The organism is Streptomyces spectabilis, assembly GCF_008704795.1.
Taxonomy (GTDB): Bacteria; Actinomycetota; Actinomycetes; order Streptomycetales; family Streptomycetaceae; genus Streptomyces; species Streptomyces spectabilis.
In genome coordinates this window covers 297,413-320,890 of record NZ_CP023690.1, presented here as the reverse complement: position 1 = coordinate 320,890, position 23,478 = coordinate 297,413, and the positions used below count along the sequence as shown (strand labels likewise).

Annotated in this window: 12 protein-coding genes; 10 read left to right on the top strand and 2 right to left on the bottom strand. The window is 70.0% G+C overall.

The genetic code is table 11. The features are described from left to right. The first annotated feature begins 5 nt into the window (after positions 1 to 5). From CP982_RS01260 to fabD, 4 genes are read left to right on the top strand one after another with little or no spacing between them, the layout of a single operon-like run. On the top strand, positions 6 to 4,475 hold the full coding sequence (locus tag CP982_RS01260; protein ID WP_150508735.1) for a beta-ketoacyl synthase N-terminal-like domain-containing protein: 4,470 nt from the start codon (positions 6 to 8) through the stop codon (positions 4,473 to 4,475). After that, positions 4,468 to 12,930, top strand: a complete 8,463-nt coding sequence (locus tag CP982_RS01255) for a type I polyketide synthase (RefSeq protein ID WP_150508734.1) — start codon at positions 4,468 to 4,470, stop codon at positions 12,928 to 12,930. Before CP982_RS01260 ends, CP982_RS01255 begins: the two co-directional genes overlap by 8 nt. Beyond that, positions 12,927 to 13,991: a ketoacyl-ACP synthase III family protein gene (locus tag CP982_RS01250; protein WP_150508733.1), complete on the top strand. Its 1,065-nt coding sequence runs from the start codon at positions 12,927 to 12,929 to the stop codon at positions 13,989 to 13,991. The genes CP982_RS01255 and CP982_RS01250 overlap by 4 nt, the downstream gene beginning before the upstream one ends. Next, positions 13,991 to 15,238 (top strand): ACP S-malonyltransferase, encoded by a 1,248-nt coding sequence (gene fabD, locus CP982_RS01245; RefSeq protein WP_150508732.1) that lies wholly within the window; start codon positions 13,991 to 13,993, stop codon positions 15,236 to 15,238. Before CP982_RS01250 ends, fabD begins: the two co-directional genes overlap by 1 nt. A gap of 1,263 nt (positions 15,239 to 16,501) precedes the next feature. Here fabD and CP982_RS01235 read toward each other — a convergent pair. Together CP982_RS01235 and CP982_RS01230 are read right to left on the bottom strand one after the other, a co-directional pair. Next, entirely contained in the window at positions 16,502 to 17,236 is a 735-nt protein-coding gene (locus CP982_RS01235) for a dienelactone hydrolase family protein (RefSeq protein ID WP_150508731.1), read from the bottom strand. A gap of 561 nt (positions 17,237 to 17,797) precedes the next feature. Beyond that, positions 17,798 to 18,058 (bottom strand): hypothetical protein, encoded by a 261-nt coding sequence (locus CP982_RS01230; protein WP_150508730.1) that lies wholly within the window; start codon positions 18,056 to 18,058, stop codon positions 17,798 to 17,800. A gap of 530 nt (positions 18,059 to 18,588) precedes the next feature. On the opposite strand from CP982_RS01230, the gene CP982_RS01225 reads away from it, so the two are divergent. From CP982_RS01225 to CP982_RS01200, 6 genes are all read left to right on the top strand, one after another. Next, positions 18,589 to 19,233, top strand: a complete 645-nt coding sequence (locus CP982_RS01225) for a class I SAM-dependent DNA methyltransferase (RefSeq protein WP_150515245.1) — start codon at positions 18,589 to 18,591, stop codon at positions 19,231 to 19,233. A gap of 208 nt (positions 19,234 to 19,441) precedes the next feature. Further along, positions 19,442 to 19,972 carry a hypothetical protein gene (locus CP982_RS01220; RefSeq protein WP_184925815.1) on the top strand — a complete coding sequence of 177 codons (531 nt, stop codon included), beginning with the start codon at positions 19,442 to 19,444 and terminating at the stop codon, positions 19,970 to 19,972. Positions 19,973 to 20,272: 300 nt separating this feature from the next. Continuing rightward, on the top strand, positions 20,273 to 20,491 hold the full coding sequence (locus tag CP982_RS01215; protein WP_150508729.1) for a hypothetical protein: 219 nt from the start codon (positions 20,273 to 20,275) through the stop codon (positions 20,489 to 20,491). Positions 20,492 to 21,489: 998 nt separating this feature from the next. After that, positions 21,490 to 21,972 carry a hypothetical protein gene (locus CP982_RS01210; RefSeq protein ID WP_150508728.1) on the top strand — a complete coding sequence of 161 codons (483 nt, stop codon included), beginning with the start codon at positions 21,490 to 21,492 and terminating at the stop codon, positions 21,970 to 21,972. Positions 21,973 to 22,047: 75 nt separating this feature from the next. Next, positions 22,048 to 22,359 (top strand): hypothetical protein, encoded by a 312-nt coding sequence (locus CP982_RS01205; protein WP_150508727.1) that lies wholly within the window; start codon positions 22,048 to 22,050, stop codon positions 22,357 to 22,359. A gap of 5 nt (positions 22,360 to 22,364) precedes the next feature. After that, on the top strand, positions 22,365 to 23,378 hold the full coding sequence (locus CP982_RS01200; protein ID WP_150508726.1) for a CPBP family intramembrane glutamic endopeptidase: 1,014 nt from the start codon (positions 22,365 to 22,367) through the stop codon (positions 23,376 to 23,378). The last annotated feature ends 100 nt before the right edge of the window (positions 23,379 to 23,478 follow it).

The window sequence follows — 23,478 nt, the reverse complement described above, 5'->3', positions numbered from 1 at the left end:
TGATCGTGAAGAAGCTGCTGCTCGACTTTCTCTGGTCCCATCTGCGCACGCTCGGCGCGTTCCGTGAATCCGGGCAGACTCCGCAGGCCGCACGGGAGTCGGCAGGCCTCGCCCCGGGGTACGGCGCCTGGTTCGACGAATGCCTGCGCCTCTTCGAGGGGGCCGGCTACATCGATCGGCGGGACGGCAGGATCCTGCTCGACGATGCCGTGCGGCATCGGCCGATCGAGCAGCTGTGGCGCGAGTGGGAGACGGCGAAGCCCGCGTGGCAGGAGAATCCCGACCTCGCGGCCACCCACCTCCTGGTGGAGACCACCTTGCGTGCCTTCCCCGACATTCTCAGCGGACGGCGACCGGCCACCGAGGTCCTCTTCCCCGGGGGATCGCTGGACCTGGTGCAGAACGCCTACGCGACCAACCCGGCCTCCGCGTTCTTCAACCAGGTGCTGGCCGCCGACGTGGTGGCGCGGCTGCGACGGCGGGCACGGGACCTGACGGCGGATGCCGCGCGGATCCTGGAGATCGGCGCCGGCACGGGAGCCACGAGCGCCGTCGTCCTGGAGGCCCTGCGGTCCGCGCGCCTTGACGTGCGCGAGTATTGCTACACCGACGTATCAAGGGTCTTCCTGAACCATGCGGAGCGTTCGTTCGGTGCCGAAAACCCTTCGCTGACCTGCGCGATCCTGGACATCGAGCGCCCGGTGGCGGCTCAGGGCCTCACCCTCGGCGGGTACGACGTGGTGGTCGCCGCCAACGTCCTGCACGCCACCCGGGACATCCGCCGCACCCTGCGCAACGCCAAGGCGCTCCTCCAGCCCGGTGGACTGCTGGTCCTGAACGAGCTGACCGCGAACAACCTGCTCAGCCAGTTCTCGTTCGGCCTCCTCGACGGATGGTGGCGCTTCGAGGACCCGCACCTGCGGATCCAGGGCAGCCCGCTGCTCTCCACGGCGCACTGGCGGCACGTCCTGACGCAGGAGGGCTTCCGCGCGATCGCTCTGCCCGCGCGGGATGCCGAGGACCTGGGACAGCAGATCATCGTGGCCGAGAGCGACGGCGTCATACGGCAGGCGACGGCCGTACCGCGCCCGTCCGCGCCGCGAGTGACGCCGGTGCGCGAGAGTGCGGCGCGGGCCGTGGCCGATCCGAGCGCCGGGAGCGAGCCCGGAGACCGGCTGCGCGCCCACATCGAGGCGGTCGCGCTCGATGTGCTGGCACAGGAGTTGGACATCCCGCGGACGAGGATCGGGCGGGGCGAGCCCTTCTCGGACTACGGGCTCGATTCGATCTTCGCGGTGAACGTGGCCCGGACCCTCGGCGGGACGCTCGGCATCGACCTCGACATCACGGTGCTGTTCGAGCACAGCACCCTGGCCGAGCTGGGTGAGTTCGTCGTCCGCGAATACGCCGATGACCTGCGGGACGCGCTTCCTCAGGAGCCCGCGTCGCCGGACCGGGCGCCCGATCCTGTGCGGCCTCAACCTCAACCTCAGCTTGAGGTGGACGAGGCCGCGCTCGACGGCATGGCGATCGTCGGCATGTCCGCACGCTTCCCCGGGGCCGACGACATCGACGAGTTCTGGCGGATCGTCGAGCAGGGCAGTCGGTGCATCACCGCACCGCCGGAAAAGCGTGCGGACTGGGCGTGCTACGGCGACGAGGCAGCCGCGCTGCGGGGCGGATTCCTCGACGGGGTGCATGCGTTCGATCCGCTCTTCTTCCGCATGTCGATGACCGAGGCGCGCCAGGTGACGCCGGAGCTACGCCTGCTGTTGATGACGTCGTGGAACGCCGTCGAGGACGCGGGCTATCGACCGGCCGAGCTGCGGAAACGGCCCACGGGCGTGTTCGTCGCCACGACGCAGAGCGAATACCGGCCCGCGGCCATGGATCTGATGAGCCTGCCGTCGCCCGCGATGGTGCCCAACCGGATCTCGCACCTGCTCGACCTCAACGGCCCCAGCGAGCAGTGCGACACGACGTGCTCGTCCTCGTTCGTGGCCTTGCACCGGGCGATCCGGTCCATCCGCGACGGCGAGTGCGAGCAGGCGCTCGTCGGCGGGGTGAACCTGGTGATGTCGCCCGCGGGTTTCGGCGGGATGCGGGCCGCGGGGATGCTCAGCCCGCGCGGCGACGTCCGGCCGTTCCAGCAGGGCGCCGACGGTACGGCGCGCGGCGAGGGCGTCGCCGCCGTACTGATCAAACCCCTGAGGCGGGCCCTGGAGGACGGGGACGCCGTCCACTGCGTCGTACGCGGCACCGGCGTGGCCCACGGCGGCAGGGGTGTGTCCTTCACGGCACCGAACATCAAGGGCATGAAGACAGCCGTCGCGCACGCCTACGCCGACGCCGCGCTCGATCCGGGCGCCGTGGACTACATCGAGACCCACGGCATGAGTTCGACGCTGGCGGACAGCGCGGAGCTGGCGGCGCTCGGCGCCGGACTCCGCAGCGATGGCGACAGCGAGGACGACAGCGATGACGTGACCTATCTGGGCAACGTGAAGCCCTGCATCGGGCACACGGAGGTGGTCTCAGGCCTGGCCGCGCTGGTGAAGACCGCGCAGGCGATGCGGCACGGCGTGATCCCGGCGCTCCCGGGCTTCGGGCGGCTGCACCGCGACCTCTCCCTCAAGGGGACGCGGCTGCGCATCGCCGAGCGGAACCTGCCATGGCCCGAGCGCACCGACGACGCCGGTCGGCCGCTACCGCGCCGCGCGAGCATGCACAGCTTCGGGATCGGAGGCGTGAACGCGCATGTCGTGCTGGAGCAGCACATCGCCCCCGCGAACCGGGACGACGACCCGGGCGCGCAGGTCCTTGTGCTCTCGGCGCGGGGCGTCGACGCTCTGCGCGAGCGGGCGCGCCGGCTGATGCAGCGGCTTGCCGCAGCGGATCCGCGCTCCTGGGCGGACATCGCGTACACGTTGCAGGTCGGCCGGGAAGCGATGAGCTGCCGGCTGGCGTTCGTGGCACAGAGCACGGAGGAGGCCGCTCGCATGCTGGGCGGTTGGCTGGGTGGCGATCCGGACACGCTCGCGCGCGTGGCGTTCGCCGACGGCGTCGATTCCGCTGCCGACGCCGAGCACGACGGGACGCCGACGCAGCTCCAGGACGTAGCGGAGCGCTGGGCCGCGGGCGCGTCCATCGACTGGGACCGGATGCACCGCGGCGCTCGACGCGGGCGGATCGCACTGCCCGGGTATCCCTTCGCCCGTCTGACGTGTTTCGCCGAGCAGGCGCCGCGGTCGGATCAGGCCGCGCCCACAGGCGTCGGCCCTTTGGACGGCGAAGCCTTCGTCGCCGACCTCGTCGCCTCGATCCTCGGCCTGTCGCGCCACGAGATCGACGGCACGAGGTCGCTCGCCGACTACGGTCTCAACTCCCTGCTTCTGGTCGCGATGCTGGGCCGGATCAGCCATGTGTTTCCGGGTTTCCAGCCTGAAGGGTGGCAGCCGCACGACACGCTGAACGACGTGGTCGCGAGGCTGCTTGAGGCGGATGCCCGCTCCAGGCGCGTCCCGGCCCCGGAGCTGGTGCGCCTCAACGGCGCGACCGAGGGCAGGCCGGTCTTCTGGATCCACGGCGCCCTCGCCGGCGTCGAGTCCTACCGCACGATCGCCGAGCGGATCGACCGCCCCTTCTACGGCATCCAGGCCCGTGGGCTGCTGACCGAGGACGCGCCGATCGAGGGCATCACGGCCATGGCCGAGTACTACACCGAACTCATCCGCTCGGTGCAGCCCCAGGGGCCGTACGACGTCGGCGGATTCTGCCTCGGCGGCATCGTCGCCTATGAGGTGACCCGCAGGTTGCAGGAGCGGGGCCAGGACGTGGCCTCGCTGACGATGGTGGACTCGCCGGACGAGACCGGCCTGGCGAAGTCGAACGCGAACGGGTTCCAGTCGGCGCGGAGCGCGGCTCTGCAGGTCGTCAATTCCCTGCTCTGGCCGGCGGGGGAGAAGGACCCGGCGGCCTTGCGTGCCCGTCTCGTCCACCGGGACGAGGTCGCGCAGGACGTGGACCAGGCCGCGGAGAACCCGTACGAGGACGAGGACGCGTTCGTACGGCGGCTAGCGGAGCTGGCGGCCGAGCGCGGGCTCGCCATGCCACCTGCCCAGATCGCGCGGTTCGTCAGGCGCAACATGGCGATCCAGCTCGCCTACCGGCTCAGCGAGCACACCATCAGGCCTCTGCCGCGGCCGGACGCCGTGCTGTGCACCTACTTCCACAACCGGCGCGGGCTCTTCCTCGGCGAGGTCGAACCCTACTTCCAGGTCGCCGGGGAGACCTTCTCCCTCGACCACGTGAATTACCAGCAGGACTGGGGGCGCGAGCTGCCGGGCCTTCGCCTGGTGGAGATCGACGCCGCGAACCACATGACGATCCTGAACGACGCGGGGCCGCTCGCCGCGATCGAGGAGACCTGCCTGGCGCTCTACGCGTCCGACGAGATCGGGGCTACCCGTGGCTGACCAGACCGCCGCCCGGACGTACGACCGCCACGAGCCGGTGGCGATCGTCGGCATCGGTTGCCGACTGCCGGCACAGATCGAGGATCCGACCGCACTCTGGCAGGCCCTGCTCCAGGGTGTCGACGCCGTGCGTCAGGTGCCGGCCGACCGGTGGAACGCCACCGCATGGGCCGACGCGGAGGCGTCCGGCCAGGCGGCGAACCGCCGAGGGGGATTCCTCGACGACGTCACGGGATTCGACGCGGAGCACTTCGGCATCCCACCGGCCGAGGCACGGCAGATGGACCCCCAGCAGCGGATCGCCCTGGAGGTGGCGTGCGCCGCGGTCGAGGACGCGCGGCGTTCCGCGGCGAGCCTCGCGGGCACGCGCACCGGCGTTTTCATGGGCGCGATGTGGCAGGAGTACCCGCTGTTCACGCAGGGCGTCGCCGAGGCGATCCACGCCCACTCGGCCATCGGCTGGGACAACTCGGTGATCCCCTCCCGCATCGCCTACGCGCTGGGGCTGCACGGCCCCGCGATGGGCGTGGCGACCGCGTCCAGCTCCTCCCTGGTCGCGGTGCACCTGGCCGTGCAGAGCCTGCGCTCCGGCGAGTCGGACTTCGCACTCGCCGGCGGCGTCAACCTGATGCTGCATCCGCACACCTCGGTGGCCCTGACGAAACTCGGCACGCAGAGCCCCGCCGGACTGAGCCGGGCCTTCGACGGCGACGGCGACGGCTACGCCCGGGGCGAGGGCTGCGCGGTGGTCGTGCTGCGCCGGCTGTCCGACGCCCTCGCCGACGGCGACCGCGTCTACGCGCTGGTGCACGGCAGTGCCGTCAACAATGACGGCGCGACGGACGGACTGACCGCCCCCGGCCACGAGGCGCAGACAGAGGTGCTGCGATCGGCGTGGGAGGACGCCGGCGTCGCGCCGAGTGCCGTGTCGTACGTCGAGGCGCACGGCACCGGCACGCCCCTGGGCGACGTGACGGAGGCGGGCGCGCTCGGCACCGTGTTCGGGCCCGGCAGGACCGCGCCGTTGCGCATCGGCTCGGCGAAGACGAACTTCGGCCATCTGGAGCCGGCGGCCGGCGTGCTCGGGCTCGTCAAGGTCGCCCTGGCGGTGCACCACGGCGTCATTCCGCCGAGCCTGCACTTCCGCACACCGAACCCGCGCATCGACTTTTCCGCCGCACGTCTGGACGTGGTCACCGAGGCCGCAGCGTGGCCGGCCGGGCCGCGGTTCGGGGGGGTCAGCAGCTTCGGATACGGCGGCACCAACGCGCATGTCGCCCTCGGCGAGGCGCCCGAGGGCGCCCCGGCACAGGCCACAGCGGATGCGGGCGGCCCGGTCTGCCTGGCGGTGTCCGGCACGAACCCGCACGCGCTCGCGCGTAACGCCGCACGGCTGGCGAGCCACCTCAGGCAGTCACCCGGGACGAGGCTGTGCGACGTCGCCTACTCGCTGGCGACGACCCGCACGCACCACCCCACGCGCGGCGTGGTGATCGCCGCGACGACGGACGGGGCGGTGGCCGGTCTGCGGGCGCTCGCCGCGGACGAGAGCCACGACGCGGTGGTGACGGGCGAGGCTGAAGGCCGCGGCCGCGTCGCGTTCGTCTTCCCCGGCCAGGGCGCCCAGTGGTGGGGGATGGGCCGGTCGCTGTGGGAGCAGAACGACGCGTTCCGCGAGGCCGTGACGGCCTGCGACGAGGCCCTCGCCCCGCACACCGGGTTCTCGGTCGCCGCAGTCGTGCGGGGGCAGGACGGTCTCGCGCCGCCCTTCACGCGGACGGACGTGGTGCAGCCGGCGTTGTTCGCGACGTATGTCGGTCTCGCCGCGATGTGGCGCGCCTGGGGCATCGAGCCCTCGGCGGTCGTCGGCCACAGCCAGGGTGAGGTGGCCGCGGCGGTCGTCAGCGGGGCCTTGAGCCTGGCGGACGGCGCGCGCATCGTGGCGTTGCGCGCTCGGGCCGTGCACGACCATGCGCCGGACGGGGCGATGGGACTCGTGGAGCGCCCGGTGGGCGACGTCACCGAGGAGCTGAGGGCCTACGGCGAGGAGCTGTCCGTCGCGGTGGTGAACACCGCGCGATCGACCGTCGTGGCCGGAGACACCGAGGCGGTGGACCGCTTCCTCGTGCGGATGGAGGCCACCGGCGCGTACTGCCAGCGCGTGGACGTGGACTACGCGTCGCACAGCCCGCACATGGATGTGCTGCTGCCCGCGCTGCGCGAGCAGCTCACGGGCCTTGCCCCCGCGGAGGCGGGGATCGGCTTCTATTCGAGCGTGACGGGGGAGCGGGCGGCTGGGCCGGACCTCGACGCGGACTACTGGTGCCGCAACCTGCGCGAGCCGGTGCGCTTCGATCGCGCGCTGGAACGCCTGCGAGCGGACGGCTTCGGGGTCTTCGTCGAGGTGAGTCCGCATCCGGTGCTCCAGATAGCCCTGGCACAGGGAACCGAGGCCGACGGGGCTGCCGTCGTGGTGGGCAGCTTGCGCCGCGATCACGGCGGGATCGAACAGGCGCTGCGGGCGCTGGCAGAGCTGCACACCCAAGGGGTCCCGGTCCCATGGAAGCGCGTGTACGCGACCTCGGATGCGCGCAGGGCGGACCTTCCGACGTACGCGTTCGCCCACCGCAGCTACTGGCTGGACGAACACGACGACGCGATCCCGGTCGTCGACAGTGCTTCGTGGCGCGAGGACGTGATGGCCCTGCCAGCACCCGAGCGTCTGGGCTCCATGGTCGCACTCGTCACGGAGGAGGCCGCGGCTTTGCTCGGTCGGCCCGCGGAAGGCGTGCGCCCCGACATGACGCTGCGCGAACAGGGTTTCGACTCCCTCATGGTGGTCGAGCTGCGCAACCGGCTCAGCGCACGGACACGGGTCGCGCTGCCCACCGTGCTCGCCTTCGATTACCCCACACCGCAAGCGATCGCGACCCTGCTGCTGACGCACGCCGGTGCGCGGCACGAGGCTCCGGAAGCCTCAAAGGCCCCGGAAGCGTCGCCCGCCGTCGCCGCGGCGCCCCTGCGGCCCGACGATGACGACCCCGTCGTGATCGTGTCCATGGCCTGCCGGCTTCCGGACGGAATCGACACGCCCGAAGCGTTCTGGGAACTGCTCGTCGACGGCCGCGAAGCCTCCTCTCCCTTCCCGCGGCGCTGGGACGGGTGGGATCTCAGCACGCTCGAGGAGGCGGAGCGCGCCGCCACCGGCCGGCGCTTCGAGCGCAAGGGCGGCTTCGTACGCGACGTCGAGGACTTCGACGCGGCGTTCTTCGGGCTCAGCCCCCGTGAGGCGCTGTCCCTGGAGCCGCAGCAGCGGCTCGTTCTGGAAGTCGTATGGGAGGCACTCGAGCGGGCCCATCTGCGCCCCGCGACCCTCGAAGGCAGCAACACGGGCGTCTACCTCGGCGCGATGAGTTCGGACTACGACATCGCCCGGCGCTGGGACATCGGGAGCAGCGACGGCTACAAGATCACCGGCAACGGGTCGAGCCTGATCTCCGGGCGTGTGGCCTACACCCTGGGCCTGTCCGGTCCTGCGCTCACCATCGACACCGCGTGCAGCTCTTCGCTCGTGGCCCTGCGCCTGGCGTGCGAGGCGCTGCGCGGCGGCGAATGCGACCTGGCGCTCGCCGGCGGAGTGACCGTGATGAGCACCCCGCAGATCTTCGTCGAGTTCAGCCGTCTCAACGGGCTCGCGGCCGACGGCCGCTGCAAGAGCTTCGCCGACGACGCCGACGGTACGAGCTGGGCGGAGGGCTGCGGCGTCCTGGTGCTCAAGCGGCTCTCGGACGCGCGGCGTGACGGTGACCGGGTGCTGGCCGTCGTGCGGGGCACCGCCATGAACCAGGACGGCCGCAGCCAGGGGCTCACCGCGCCGAACGGCCTCGCGCAGCAGCGCGTGCTGCGCGGTGCCCTGGCCGACGGGGGACTGGCCCCGGCCGACATCGACGCCGTCGAAGCGCACGCCACGGGCACCGTGCTCGGCGATCCCATCGAGGCCGGCGCCCTCGCCTCAGTGTTCTCGGGCCGCGTGCGACCTTTGCACCTGGGATCGGCCAAGTCCAACATCGGCCACGCGCAGGCGGCCTCCGGCGTCATCGGCGTCATCAAGATGGTGCTGGCCCTTCAGCACGAGTGGCTGCCCCGCACCCTCCACGTGGAAAGGCCGAACACCCGGATCGACTGGAGCGGCGGCGAACTGGAGCTCCTGCGACAGCCGAGGCGGTGGCCGCGGACACGGCGGGTGCGGCGCGCGGGCATCAGCTCCTTCGGCATCAGTGGCACGAACACGCACGTCATCATCGAAGAAGCACCGCAGACCGTCGTCGCGGACCAGCCCGGCGACGATCTCGTCCACCCGTTGGTGATCTCAGGCACCGACGCGGCCGCCCTGCGTGCGCAGGCCCAGCACTGGGCCGAGTGGCTCGACGCGCGGCCCGCCGCGTCGATGCGGGACATCGCCTACACCGCCGCCGTCGGCCGTACGCACTTCGAGGCGCGCGCCGTGGTCTTCGCGGGCAACGCCATGGACGCTGCCGAAGCCCTGCGGGCGGTCGAGCCCGGCTCCGGCACGGCGCTGGGCAAGATCGCCTTCGTATTCGGCGGTCAGGACACGCAGCCGCAAGGGACGAGCAGGCAACTGCTGGAGCAGAGCGCGGTGTTCCGCGACACCGTGGCGGAGTGCGACGCGGTCCTTACGCCGTTGACCGGCTGGTCCGTGCTGAAGGTGCTGCGCGGCGAGGAGGACGTGAACAGCCCGGATGTGCTGCCGTGCACGCTGTTCGCGACCTGCCTCGGGCGTGCGGCGCTGTGGCGCAGTTGGGGTGTGGAGCCGGCGGCGGTGGTGGGCGCCGCGCACGGCGAGGTCGCCGCCGCCGTGGTGAGCGGGGCGTTGAGCTTGGAGGACGGCGCCCGCGTCATCGCCCTTCGGGCTCGCGCGCGCTCGGGGGACGAGGCCGGCGGTGTGATGTCAGGGATTGTCCCTGCCCGGACTTCCATCCCCTTCTATTCGCGCCTGACGGGCGAGGTCGTGCCGGGCCCGCAGCTCGGCGGCGACTACTGGGTCCGCGACCTGCCAGGAGCAGAGCCAGAGCCGGAGCCGGAGCCCATGAGGCTCGACCGCGCGTTGGAGCGGCTGCGCGGTGACGGCTTCGGGGTGTTCGTCGAGGTCGGCCCACCCGCTGAAGGTGCCTCGGGCGGCGTGGACCAGCTCTGGCGGACGGCCGCCACGTTGTTCGAGCGGGGCTTGTCCGTGGACTGGGAGCGAGCCCTCGGCTCCCGTGGCGCGGGCAAGGTCGACGTCCCGACGTACGCCTTCCAACGCCAACGCTTCTGGCTCGGCGAGCTTCCGGCCGGGCCCGCCGCGGTGACGCCCGGTCAGTCCGCGGACGGCCACCCGTGGTTCGACGCGATCACGACTCTCGCTGGCAGCGGCGGTTACCTGTTCACGGGCCGACTGACGCTCGACGACTGCCCGTGGCTGGCCGATCACGTCGTCAGCGGGCAGGTCTACGTGCCGGGCGCGGGTCTGATCGACGCTACGCTGTTCGCCGCCCGGACCGCAGGTGCCGACGCCGTGGCAGACGTGACCCTGCTGGAGCCGGTCGTCCTGCTTCCGGGCCGCGCGCTGCGGATCCAGGCCACCGTCGGCGGTCCGGACGCACACGGACGACGCCCCTTCGCGTTCTACAGCCAACCTCAGGACACGGATGAGCCGCTGATCTGGCAGCAGCACGTGAGTGGGGAGTGCGTGTCCGGCGCGGGCGCTGGCGCTGGCACTGGCGCCACCATGCCGCCGGACATCGACAACTGGCCGGTGTCCGATGCCCAGGTCCTCGACATCGAAGCCTTCTACGGACGCGCCCTCGCGAACGGCCTCGACTACGGCCCGGCCTTCCGAGGAGTGCGCGAACTGGCCTGCCGCGACGGCGTCTACTACGCGCGGGTCTCCCTTCCAGGAGAGCTGGATCGGGCCGGTCACGGCCTGCATCCGTCGCTGTTCGACGCGGCACTGCAGGTCGTCGTCGCCGCTCTGATGGAGGCGGGTGCGCCTCCCGGGCCGCTCGTCCCGTTCATCTGGTCCGACGTCGAGCTGTTTCGTGCCGCAGGCAGCGAACTGACGGTGCGCGTGTCGTTCGAAACCGGCGGGGACGAGGACCTCGCGCCGGCCACCGTATGGCTGGCCGACCCGGCAGGCCACCTGGTGGCCCGGATCGGCAGGCTGCAGTTCCAGCGCGGCAGGCGTCGCGGACACCCGTTCGCCGAGCACCTCTACCGCGTCGGCTTCGCACTCCTCCACCCCGTGGCCGAAACCACCGACCCCGCGCGCACCCTCGTGGTCGGCGACGCGGAGTTGGGCGCGGGGCTCGGCGCCGACGTCGTACCCGACCTGGACGCCCTCGTGAAGCGGCTCGATGCCCAGGAGGACACGCCTCGGCGACTGCTGTTCGCGCTGCCTGACCGCGCGGCCGCTCAGGGGCACGGCGCGCAGCGGAGCGCCGCCGAAGCGCTGCGGACGCTTCAGATGTGCTTCAGCGATGCCCGGCTCCAGGGCACGGAACTCGTCTGGATCACCCGCGACGCAGTGTCATCGAGCCCGGACGATCAGGTAGGGAACTGGGCCCATGCCGCCGTGTGGGGCATGGTGCGCACGGCCCGCACGGAACACCCCGAGCGGGTCCTGCGTCTGATCGACCTCGATCCCGGCACCCCGGACTTCCCGCTCCTGACGCGCGTGATCGAGACCGGGGACGAGCCGGAGTGCGTGCTGCGCGGTGAGACCGCCCGCGTGCCACGGGCAAGGCCGACCGTCGAGGAGGCCGACGCGCTCGTCCTGCCGGACGAAGCCGGCTGGCACCTGCGTCAGCGGGAAGACGATCAACTGGACGTCATCGCCGCCCCGCACGACCAGGGCGCGCCGGAGCCCGTCGCGCCGTGGGAAGTCCGCGTCGAGGTGCGCGCCGCCGGGATGAGCCCGCAGCGCACCCAGGTCCTGGAGTTCGCAGGGATCGTCATGGAGGTTGGCAGCGGCGTCACCTCCGTACACGCGGGTGACCGGGTCATGGGCAGTGCGGCAGCCGCGCTCGGCAATCAGATCCGGGTGGACGGTGCCACCCTCAGGCCGGTGCCCGCGAACCTCACCTTCGCACAGGCGGCCGCTGATCCGTCCGCCCCCGATCCGAGGCAGGACGATCCGGGGCAGGACAATCCGACGCAGGACGATCCGGGGCAGGACAAGGGGTCCTTCACCGCCTACGACGTACGCGACGCGCCGTACGCCCTGCGCCACGCGCAGCAGAACACCGCACACAAGATTGTGCTGACCTTGCCGCGCGCCCTCGACCCGCACGGCACGGTGCTGATCACCGGCGGTCTCGGTGAGCTCGGCAGCGCGCTCGCCGCACACCTGGTCCGCGCGCACGGAGCGCGGCGGCTCGTGCTGCTGTCGCGGCGCGGTGGCAACGCCCCCGAAGCCGGCTCGTTCGTACGGGAACTCGAAGCGGCGGGCGCCGAGCGAGTGGACCTGGTCGCGGGCGACGCCGCGGACCGGGCCGCATTGGCCGCGGTACTGGAAGGCATCCACCCGAGCCATCCCCTCACGGCCGTGTTCCACCTCGCCGGCGTGCTCGACGACGGCCTGGTGGAGGGCTTCACCGCGGAGCGGCTGCACCGGGTGATGGCACCCAAGGTCCAGGGCGCGCGCTGGTTGGACGAGTTGACCGAGCGGCTTGACCTGGCCGCGTTCGTCCTCTTCTCCTCGGCGGCCGGAAGCCTTGGCACCGCGGGACAGAGCGGGTACGCCGCGGCGAACGCGACGCTGGACGCCCTGGCGGCGAACCGGCGCAAGCGGGGTCTGGCAGGACTCAGCCTCGCTTTCGGCCTCTGGGAACAGGCCGGAGTGGGCATGACCGCGCACCTCGGCAAGGCCGACCTTGGACGCCTGCGGCGCCAGGGGATCGGTGCCCTGACCCTGACCGAGGGCCTCAAAGCCCTGGACGTCGCACTCGCACGGCCCGAGACCCAGCTGATGCCCGTGCACCTGGAACTGGCATCGTTGCGACACGCGCTCGGCGATGCGCAAGCGCCTCCCTTGCTGCGCGACATGCTGCACCGCACAACTGAAGGGCGCCAAGCCGAAGGTGCGGAGACCGCACAGTCACTCGATACGCGGATGGCGGCCGCATCCGAAGCCGAACGACCGGCTCTGCTCCTTGACCTCGTCCGCAGCGAAGTCGCCGACGTGCTCGGCCTGCCCGGACCCGACAGCGTGCCGGCCGACAGAGCACTGCGTTCCCTCGGGATCGACTCGCTCACCATGGTCCAGTTGCGCAAGCGCCTCGCCAAGCGGCTGGACACCACGCTGCCCGCCACCCTGGTCTTCGACTACCCGACCGCCGAGGCCATCACCGGGCTCCTGCTCCACGACGTCACCACCCTGAGAGGGAACGAGAAGTGAAGACAGAGGCCCTGTTCATCGCGGGTACCGCAACCTACCTGCCCCCGGCGACCAAGGTCGAACAAGCCGTCGCCGACGGCCGGTTCGACGCCCAGGACGCCGAGGACACGCAGCTCGAGTCGGTCTGCGAGGCCACGGACGAAGCTCCGCCCGAGATGGCAGTGGCCGCTGCCAGGGACGCCCTGGAAAGGTCGGGTCACCGGCCCGAGGACATCGCGCTGCTGCTGCACGCCTGCGTGTACTTCCAAGGCCTCGAGCTGTACCCCACGGCTTCCTACATCCACCGCGAAGTACTCGGAGACCATTCGGCGCTCGCCTTCGAGGTCAAGAACGCCTCCAACGGCTGCATGACCGCGTTGGACATCGCGGCGCGCTCCCTGACGGCCACCGACGACGTGGCGGCGCTGGTGACCACCGCCGACAAGGTCAGCCGACCGGCGATCGACCGCTGGAACAGCGACATCGGCATCGTCCCCGGCGACGGCGCGTCGGCGATGGTGCTCAGCAAGAGGTCGGGGTTCGCTCAGGTGCTGAGCACCTCCACGGTCTCGGATCCCACCCTTGAGCGCCTGCATCGCGGCGACGCGCCCTTCACCCCCCACCACGACCCCACGCTCCCCCTCGACCTGCGTCTGCGCAAACTGCAGTACCTGGGAGACGTGGAACTCGACGAGTTCACCCGCCGATTCCGGGCCGGCCTCAGCGACTGCGTCAACCGAGCCCTGCACGACGCGGACATTCGGCTGGGCGACGTCGCCCGGTTCGTCGTTCCGCACTTCGGACGCATCGTGCTGCAACGCGAGGTCCTCACCGCACTCGACATCGACCTCGACCTCACGACCTGGCCCTGGGGCCGCACCGTCGGCCACCTCGGCGCGGGCGACCAGATCGCCGGACTCGACCACCTCGTGCGGGAACGCGCCGTAGCCGCCGGCGACCTGTGCATGCTGCTCGGCGTCGGCGCAGGCTTCACCTGGACGTGCGCCGTGGTCCGGATCACCGAGCTTCCCCAATGGCCGACACCGTCGGCCGGAATCGGCCTCGGAGACGGACGGACCTGATGCGCTGCTACGTCTTCCCGGGACAGGGCACCCAGAAGAAGGGGATGGGACGAAGCCTGTTCGGACGGTTCCCCGACCTGCGTCGCCGCGCCGACCGAGTGCTCGGATACTCGATCGAAGAGCTCTGTCTGGCAAACCCGGACCGACGGCTGTCCGAGACCGCCTACGCGCAGCCCGCGATCTACGTCGTCAACGCGCTGCACTGGTCAGAGGCGCAGCAGGACCTGCCACCCGCTGACTTCTTCGCGGGCCACAGCCTCGGCGAGTACAGCGCACTGTTCGCCGCCGGCGCCTTCGACTTCGAAACCGGCCTGACGCTGGTGCGACGCCGAGCGGAACTGATGGGCCAAGTCAGCGGCGGTGCGATGGCCGCAGTCATCGGCGTCTCCGAACAGATCGTCGAGGAGACCCTGAAACAGCACGACGCCACCGGCGTCGTCATCGCCAACTACAACGCGCCCGAACAGTTCGTGCTCTCCGGCAGCCGCGAGGAACTGGCCCGGATCAAGCCGGTCTTCGAGAAGGTGGAGGGAGTCCGAGGCTTCGTCCCCGTCCACGTCAGCGGCCCCTTCCACGCCCCGGCGATGGCCCCGGCCGCCGCGCGCTTCCGCTCCCTGCTGGCGTCGGTCGACGTGGGCGACCTACGGACACCGGTCATCTCCAACGTGACCGGCCGACCCTTCGGCCCCGACGCGCAGCAAGTCCGCGACCTACTCGCCGAACAGATCGCCAAGCCCGTCCGCTGGACCGACTGCATCCGCTACCTGCGGGACGCGGGCGTCACGGTATTCACGGAACTGGGCGAATCAAAGGTGCTCACCTCCCTCATCGACCGCATCACCACCGCACAAGAGCCCGCGCCCGACCCACGCCAAGACCTGATCGAACGCATCAAGCGCGAGATCCTCCAGCCGGAAATCGGCGACGAGGCACTGGACTTCGACGAAGACGCCTCGTTCCGACAGCTCGGCCTGAACTCCATCATCTACGTACGCCTGGCCCGCCGGGCCGGGACGGCCCTCGGCGCTCCCATCAAACCGGACGTCATCTTCCAACACCGTTCCTGCGCCGCCCTGGCGGACTACCTCCTGACCCGCGACGACATCGCCCAAGCCACAGCGCCCGAGACCCCACCCGAGCCTTTGCGTGAATACCAAGACGAACGGGTGACGGCCCTGCTGCGCGACTGCGCGAACGGCACCCTCAGCGTGGCCCGAACCATCGAGGCGATCCGCGCCCTCGCCTGACGAGCACCGAACGCGCCACCACTTCTGCCGTATGGCCTGTGGCGCCGTCGGGTGGTTTGTGTGTGGGGGGCAGCGGTGTGTGTGGAGGTAGCTGAGTATCGGCCGGGGCTTGTCTCGCCAGTGGTGGGGGCGGAGTGAGCGGTTGGCCGGGGGTGATGGGGGTGCTGCAGCGTTCGCGTGCGGTCAGGTGGTCTACGCCGAGGGGGCGGCCTGGCTCGCACGGGCCGTAGGGGCATCGGTGGCAGGTGAGGGTGTGGTGGTGCCGGGCGAGGGAGGTGGTCAGGGAATTCGTCCTGTCCTCGCGGCAGACCAGGCAGCCGTGGGGGCGGAAGGGGCCGGGGCTGGAGCGACGTGCCCGCGGTCACGTCGCCGAAGGGCAAGGGCTCATTCTCGACGGCCCGCAACGGCTGGTCCTGCACTGCCAGCTGGTCCTCCAGCGGCCGGCGCTGGGCCGACGGGGCATCCAGCACCCCGATCACGTGGGGCCGCCACCCGGGCACCACCGCGTAGCGCCAGCCGCAGACGGCAGCCGCCTCTTCGGCAGCCGCGAACTTCACCGCATCGCCCTCCCTGATCAGACGACGCGGACGCATGTCCAACAGCCACCGGCCGCTGTCCGGCCAAATCGCGAGGAAGTCAGGCGTGTGCGCAGCACGTCCCCCGGGGTGCTCGAAGTCCAGCCGGAACGGCTGCGACAGCACCTGTGCCACCTGCAGAGTCCAGCACGAGCAGCAGTCGCTGTTCCTCCGGCGACTCGAACCCGTGAAGACGCCCCGTGGACACCAGGAACTGCAGCTCCGGACGGTGATGCTGGCGAGCCCTCCAGGTGAATCGCCGAACTGGTTCCGAACCCAGCACCGGAACCGCTGCCAGATCACGCACCGGCCAGACCACGTCACCGCCGGTGAACCGCCACGTCGACGACCATCGCCGCGGCCAGCCCTCGTCCAGCACCAGCCGTTCGCGTACGGCGTCAGCGATGGAGTACGGGCCGGTCAGCTGATCCAGCCCGCACCTGTCCGACTGCACCACGGCCCGCGTAGCCACCTCACCAGCACAGCAGCACGAGAAGACGCCCAGGAGGCACTTCACCGACATGCGCACAACCCGTGCCGCGTTCAGCCCAGGCCCGGCAGGCTGCGCAGTTCCCCGATCCGAAAGAGGCGGGCCACGGCCATGGAGACATCGGTGTGGCCCGCCATTCCGTCTGCTGGTCGCGGCCGTTGTCGCGGCCGTTTCAGGCTCGGTTTCCGTGCTGGAGCCTCAGCTGTTGGCCAGGGTGCGGTCCAGAAGCGAGAGCAGGCGATCCCAGTGGCGCTTCAACCCGGAGGTGCTGAAAGCGTCGGTGTCGGACATGGTGAAGCCGTGGATGGTGCCGGGGTAGATCTCGGAGGTGTAGCCGACACCTGCCGCATCCAGGGCCTGGTTGAGCTCGCCGAGGGCCTCGGGCGTCACGTCGCCTTCGGCGTGGCCGAGGTGGACCTGGGCGGTGAGCCTGGAGAAGAGATCGGCTCCATCGACACCCACGGGGCCGTGGAACGCGGCGACGGCCGCCACCTGGTCGGCGTGGGCCGCGGCCGTGCGCATCGCGTAGAGGCCACCTATGCAGTAGCCAGTCACGGCGACCGGCCCGGCGCCGACCTCGGGCTGAGTGGTGAGGAACCTGAGGTAGGCGTCGGCGTCGCTCAGGACACGTTCGGCGGTGTGCGCCTCGATCAGGGGCATCAGCTGGGCGAAGACCGCGGGCCGGACCTCTTCTCCGATGTACTCGGGAAGCTCGACCAGCGGCGCCGGGCCGTGCCGGTAGAAGGAGTTGGGGACGAGCACGTAGTAGCCGTGCCCGGCCAGTTCGCGGGCCATCTCCCGCAGCACGGGCCGGATGCCGAAGCCGTCCGCGTACATCAGCACCCCTGGGTTCCGCCCACCGTGGTCGGGGAAGGCAGCGAACGCGTCGGCCTGGCCGTCCGCAGTGGGAATCCGCAGAGACTTGATGGGCATGAATCCTCCAGTCGTGGTTGATGTGCAGAGCCTGTGATCAACACGACGAAGGCGGAGCCCGCGCAGCAGCGCAAGAGCCTCGATCAAGCAACGGGCCCAAACCGGCCCGTACGGCGCTCAGAAGAGCACCGGGTCACCAATCCGTGTGTGGCGCAAGGCCGTCCCGGTATTCATAGCCGCACAGCGTAGCCCACCGGATATGAGCCGACGGACGCCGTCGTGGCCAAATAGCGCTGCGAGTGGCCAACCAGCAGGTCTGTGAGGCGCCAGCACTCCTCGTTTCAGGCAGCGTCGAGGCCCTAGGAGGTGAGGGCCTTCGGACGAGGCCTTCTGGGTGGGGTCGTAGCCAGGGTGCGGAGGGCATCGTCGAGGTTGAAGGTCAGGGTTACCTTGCTTCCTCCGACGGTGTTGCTGCCGAGGTGATCGTCGGCGTCCGGGAAGTCCTCGTCGTAGAGGGACACGGTGTCGCCAGTCTGCCGGAGTCAGGAAGAGCGACATCGTCAAGCAGCGCTGAGCCGTCTCCTGACCCCAGGAGGTCAGGTTCTCCGAACCGTCAGAGTGTCAGAGTCCTCCGACGATGACGGCGAAGAAGACCACACCAACGCTCCCGATGAGCAGCCCGGCCAGTGACTGATTCCGTTTGAAGCCGCTGGCCAGACCCAGCAGGCCGAAGGTCACCGCGAGTACGCCGGCAAGCAGTGCGAACGCGATGCCGGTATAGGCACTGAAGACGGAAGCGGTGGCCGCAGCGACTCCCAGACCGAGCGAGACAGGCCCGTACAAGGTCGCGGCACTGCTGTTGGTACTCGGACTGTCACTCATGTCATTTCCTCACTTCAGTGACGGAACGGAGCAAACGAGGACCCTGACCATTGCATCATGGCCCGAGTCGGAGTGAACGGCCGGGTGGCCTCAACGCGGAGAGGTTCGCACCTGAAGAGCGGCAGGAAGCCGCACGGCGGAGACGGCGACGTAGATCGCATACCTGGGAGCGCGCACCTCACCACAACAAAGCCTCCGGGGCGTTGAGTTGGTCAGAGGGCCGGCTGACTCGGTCCAGGAGTCCCTCGTTGTGGTGGGTACGTGTCGTGGCGTACGGCGCTGGCCGTTCTAGCCGACGAGAGGCCCGGCTTCGTTCAGGCTTTCATGGTCACCGCACGTTCGAACTCGTGCGGATCCGGGCCCGGGTCCGGGCAGCTCACCGGCGACCGCGGTGCCTTGGCGACGTGGATTGTGCGGGCGGCGGTTGGTGGTGCTGGAAGCTGGTCGGGCCGACACACAGCAGCCCTCCTCCGAACCAAGCGGTCACGCCACTTGACGATGTGTGTAGCCTGCGGCCGGTGGACATGGGAGTGGATGCAGATGACTGGTTGGCGGAAACGCGGACGTCTTATGACACCGTCGCTGCCAGCTACGCAGAGCTGACACGTCACCTCTTGGACGAAACACCCGAGGAACGCGTGGCCTTGGCCCTGTTTGCCGACGTGGTACGTGCCCGAGGCGGCGGGCTGGTCGCGGACGTGGGGTGCGGGACAGGAAGGATCACAGGCCACCTGCGGAACCTTGGCCTGGACGCGTTCGGCATCGATCTGTCGCCAGGCATGATCGATGTGGCCCGTCGTGAACACCCCGGTGTTCGGTTCGATCTCGGTTCCATGACGGACCTCGCCTTGGCCGATGCCTCCGTGACTGGCCTGGTCGCCTGGTACTCACTGATCCACATTCCTGACGACGAGATCAAATCGGTTCTCGCACATTTCCGTCGAGTGCTTCGGCCGGGTGGGCCCTTGCTGCTCACCTTCCATGTCGGCGATGACTCACAGTTGAAGACCGAGGGCTATGGCGGGCACCCGATGAAGGTCTATGTCCATCGCCGGCAGCCCGACCAGACGATGGAGTGGCTGAACGAAGCCGGCTTCGCCGTCGAGAGGCACCGGACTCTCGCCTCCGCCGAGAGCAAGCTGGGAGGGATCATCCTCGCGCGTCGTCAACCTTGACCGGTTCCGCCGGTCGCGTGGCGGAGCCGATCAGTTGGGCCGTGCGGCGCTCTCGCCGGAGGCGGGCAGGCCCAGGAGAATGACTGAGGGCTTGAGAGCGGCATCGAGCTGGGACAACTTGTCCTCGGCGCTAGCCAGGCCGATCTCCAGGCCCTTGGCCTCTCAGAGCCAGCTCTCCCGCTGAGCTTCGGCGATCTGGTCGAGCAGGTTGTCGCGGATCTCGGCCAGACGGTCTCGCTGGGAAGAAGCGATCGACGGCGGCGAGGCGACGCACGTCCTTGCGGACATCACCGAGGCACTGTCGAACGCGGGCCTCTACTCCGGCCGTCACGAGGACGACGTGACCGTCAACGCCCTTACCGCCAAGCTGATCGACCACTTCACCCGCGACACCGAGCTGGAGGTCACCGGCACTGCGGCGATTCGCTATGGCGCCCGCCTCATCGTGCCCGCCGAGCGCCGGGCCGTGCGCGAACTGCACAAGGAACTGGTCTGGTGCTACGTCATCGACCGCCCCGCCCCGGCGACCCAGCAGCACGGCAAGCGCTGCATCGTGGCTGAACTGCTGCGCTGGACCCACGACACGCTGCGACTGTTCCCCGCGGACCGGGCCGAGGAACTGGACCTGCACGGCGACTCGCTGCGGGCCGCCGCCGAACCGCGTCGCGTCGCTCTCCGAGGATCAGGCCATCGTCCTGCACCGCCGCCTGTCGGGCACCGGCCTGGGATCCGTGAGTGACAACGTCTGGCTCTGAGTACGGCAGTTGCGCGTTCTCATGGTGTTCAGCCCAGGCATGCCGTTGACCTGATGGTGTCCTAGGCTTGCGTGATGGATTCGGCGAGGAAGCACAGACCCAACCCGGGCAGGGGCTGCCTCGCAGCGGCGGTCGCCGGTTTCGTGTCCTTGGTCGGAGTGCTGATCTGGCTGCTCCCCGAGACCGACCCGCCCATCGACTGCCGTTCGAAGTTCGTCGTTGAGCCTCCCGACGACGCTGTAGAGGTTGCGTGCGACGGCCGTACCGGGCAATGGCATTTCACGATGGCCACGGACGAAGTCGAGTCCTGGTGGGCCGGGCAGTCGGACACTCCGCTGGGCCTGCGCACCTGGTTCTCGCCCGGTGCGAGAATGCTGCTCCCGAGCGGACACATCGCCACCAACTCGGGGGTGAGCGTGGAGTACCCCGAGGACAGGGACGGCTACATCGTGGTCAACCCGATGCCGGGCGGGATGTCGGAAGTGACCGTCAGCGGCGGATGAGACCAGTCGGCGGCTGAATTCATCAAAGCTCAGTGCGGCGGCCAGACGGAGGGGCGGTTTCGCCCCATTTTCCCGCTGCCGATGCCGCGCCCGGCACATGTTTGCCTGAAGTCGAGGCGCAGTTGAGGGGGCCATGGTGGCTGAACTTGTGTTGGGGGGGGATCTGGAAGAGGTCCTCAGCCTGAGGGCGATCATGTGTGTGACCAGGCCGGACGTGCTCCACTACACGAGGGCAGTGACACGGTCCGTTTCCGTGCTGCCGGACACAGGGCCAGCCGTTCTCTGGGGCGACGCCAAAGCACCCGAACACCGGACGGCGACGGTAGAGGCCCTGTACCGCGGGCTGAACCTCGACGGCATCCACGAACCTCGGCTTCGGCACCTGCGGCATCATCCCGGCCCGGTTCCAGGGCTGATCCGCAGGGCGGCCGGCACAGTCTGCTGACGAATCGGCCCAGCCGCTTTCGAACCTCGCGCCTGGCCTGACGAACTTCACTGCCCGTTTCGTAAGTGCCGCTTGAGGAAGACGGGGTGCTACAGGTGCACACCAGTACGCCGGTGCCTGCGAGTGACGAAACGTCCGCCCCGGCCGGAGCCTGCCTGCCGCTCTGCTCCCGTGTGCCCCAGGAGGCGTGCCATGGCCGACCAGTCGACGGAACCCATGTGAATCGTGTACTCGGCCTGCGGGCCGTGCCCGCTGGGTATGCGGTGCTGCTCGGCACCGGGCCCTGCCGCCCGCTCCATGTGCGCCCCGGTCCGGGGGAGTGGTGGGCAGGCTTTCAAGGGCTGTTCGGCCCTATCTCCGGGGACCTGTTCCCCTTAAAGATCAGTTGATATCTGAAGCAAAGTCAGGGCTGTTGGACAGCGGCAGCGTTGAGCCGCGCTGCCACAGAAGCCACAGAAGTTGCCCCTGGTGTCGACCAAACAGGAGTGGAAGCGGCCGCATCCCGTCAAAGACCACGGCCGCCCACCCGTGTGCATACACAAGGAGAGAGTACGTGAAGCGCACAACCCTGCGCGTGAGCGCGGCCACGGCCATGGCCGCCGTCACCTTCGGTATCGCCGCCCCGGCCGCCTCAGCCGGGGAGGAGCACCACGCCAAGGCCCCCGTCGTTGCCGCCGCCCCGGCCAAGTCCGCCCTCAGCGCCGCCGAGGCCGAGGCTCTGCTGGCCACGCCCGCAGTCCGTGCCGAACTCACCCCGGAGGCCCGCGCCGAGCTGCGGGCTGTCGCCGACGGCACCGCCACCGAGGCCCAGGCCAAGGGCGCTGCTTCGTCTGCGGCCAAGGCGTTCTGGAAGCTGGTCAAGAAGGCGGGCCCGAAGGTCGTCAAGGCGGCGAAGAAGGCGGCCCGGAAGTACTCCACCTTCCGTAACTGGGTCAACGACCTGAAGTGGTACAACCCGATCAAGCTCGCTTGGATGGCGGCGGGCCAGGAAGCCCAGTACCGCATCTGGAAGTTCGTCCACAGCCAGACCGGCTGACACACGCCCGGCCGCGGGGCCGGGCACCATCCCCTGTGCCCGGCCTTACGGTCACCCATCCTCAAGAGAGCGCACATGCCCTCCTCACCCCCCGCCGCCAACGAGACGGCCATGACCTCGCCGCAACATCGCACCGAGACCGTCCTCGCAGCGCTGCTTTTCGTCGCGTTCGTCGGCTTCTTGTGCCTGTTCGTCGCCGACGCTCGCCACAACGACACCCTCGCCACTGTCGGACTGGCTCTGCACTGGGCATCCGGAGCAGGCACCTTGGCCACCATCGCCCTCAGCCGCACGGTCCTGCGCCGCTGGCGCTCCGGCTTCGACTGGATCTTCGCGGCCTTGTGGTGCGTACGGACAGTCCTCATATTCCTCAACGGCGAGCTGTAAACCCGATGCCCAACCACCCTGCCGCGCAAGAGCCGCCCACCCGCCCCGCCGACGCTCCGTGGGAGAACTGGCCGCCGAAGCAGCTGGATCTCACCACCAGTCCGAAGCCCGGCCCCACCCCCGCCCCGTCCGGCTCGCCCTACCACGTACAGGGCAGGAACGGCCGGGCCACCAGACGTGACTGGTGGGGAGAGCTCCTGCTGGTCGTGGGCCTGATCGTGGTGACCGTTCTCGGCGTCTACGTGATCGGCATGATCCTCGCGGCCGCACTACACGCCGGTCCGGCCGCAGCCGACAGCGACCAGGTCTTCTCCTCCCCACTCGCCGACATGGCCCTGCAACTGGCCGCACTGGCAGCGGCCATCCCTGCCGTCCTCGTGGGCGTACGCCGCTTCGGCCGCCGTCCGGCCGGCACCGTCTCCTCCGTCACCGGCGGCCTGCGCTGGAGCTGGCTCCTGCGCTGCGTCTTGGTGGCCCTTCCCGTGATGATCGTGCAGTTCGGGCTGCTGCTGGTGTGGACGGGGGATGAGGACGGCGCCATGTCATCGGGGCAGGGCTTTCCCGGCTGGCCGATGTTGCTGCTGAGCCTTGTGGTGCTGTGGACGCTGATCCCGTTCCAGGCCGCCGCCGAGGAGTATGTGTTCCGCGGCTGGCTCCCCCAGCTCACAGGACGCGTCACTCGATCTCCGTGGCCTGGTGTCGTCCTCGCGTCGTTGCTCTTCGCCCTGGCCCACGGCTTCGGCGAGCCCACCGGCTTCGCCCTGCTGTTCTACTCCGCGATGTGGTGGGGCTGGCTGGTCATCCGCACCGGCGGCCTGGAGGCCGTGATCGCCCTGCACACCGCCAACAACGCCCTGGCCATCGGCCTGGCCGCCGCCCTCGGCGAGCTCGCCGACGACAGCACCGCAGCCGACGCCCCTTGGCAGGCCCTCGTACTCGAAGTGGTCTTCACCCCGCTGTACTGCCTGACCATGGCACGCCTCGCCGACCGGCACGCACTCGCCTCCCGGACCCCGTAACCGCCGCCTCCGGGGCCAACCTGGCTCGCTGCCGCGCCGGATCGGTAACGGCCTACCCAGGACCTGGTCGCGAGGTGGGCGGGCCCGAAACCCGCGCAGG

Coding starts and splice junctions, on each gene's coding strand:
- fabD (WP_150508732.1), top strand. CDS start 13,991: ATGCGCTGCTACGTCTTCCCGGGACAGGGCACCCAGAAGAAGGGGATG.
- CP982_RS01235 (WP_150508731.1), bottom strand. CDS start 17,236: ATGCCCATCAAGTCTCTGCGGATTCCCACTGCGGACGGCCAGGCCGAC.
- CP982_RS01230 (WP_150508730.1), bottom strand. CDS start 18,058: ATGAGTGACAGTCCGAGTACCAACAGCAGTGCCGCGACCTTGTACGGG.
- CP982_RS01215 (WP_150508729.1), top strand. CDS start 20,273: ATGGCCACGGACGAAGTCGAGTCCTGGTGGGCCGGGCAGTCGGACACT.
- CP982_RS01205 (WP_150508727.1), top strand. CDS start 22,048: ATGCCCTCCTCACCCCCCGCCGCCAACGAGACGGCCATGACCTCGCCG.
- CP982_RS01200 (WP_150508726.1), top strand. CDS start 22,365: ATGCCCAACCACCCTGCCGCGCAAGAGCCGCCCACCCGCCCCGCCGAC.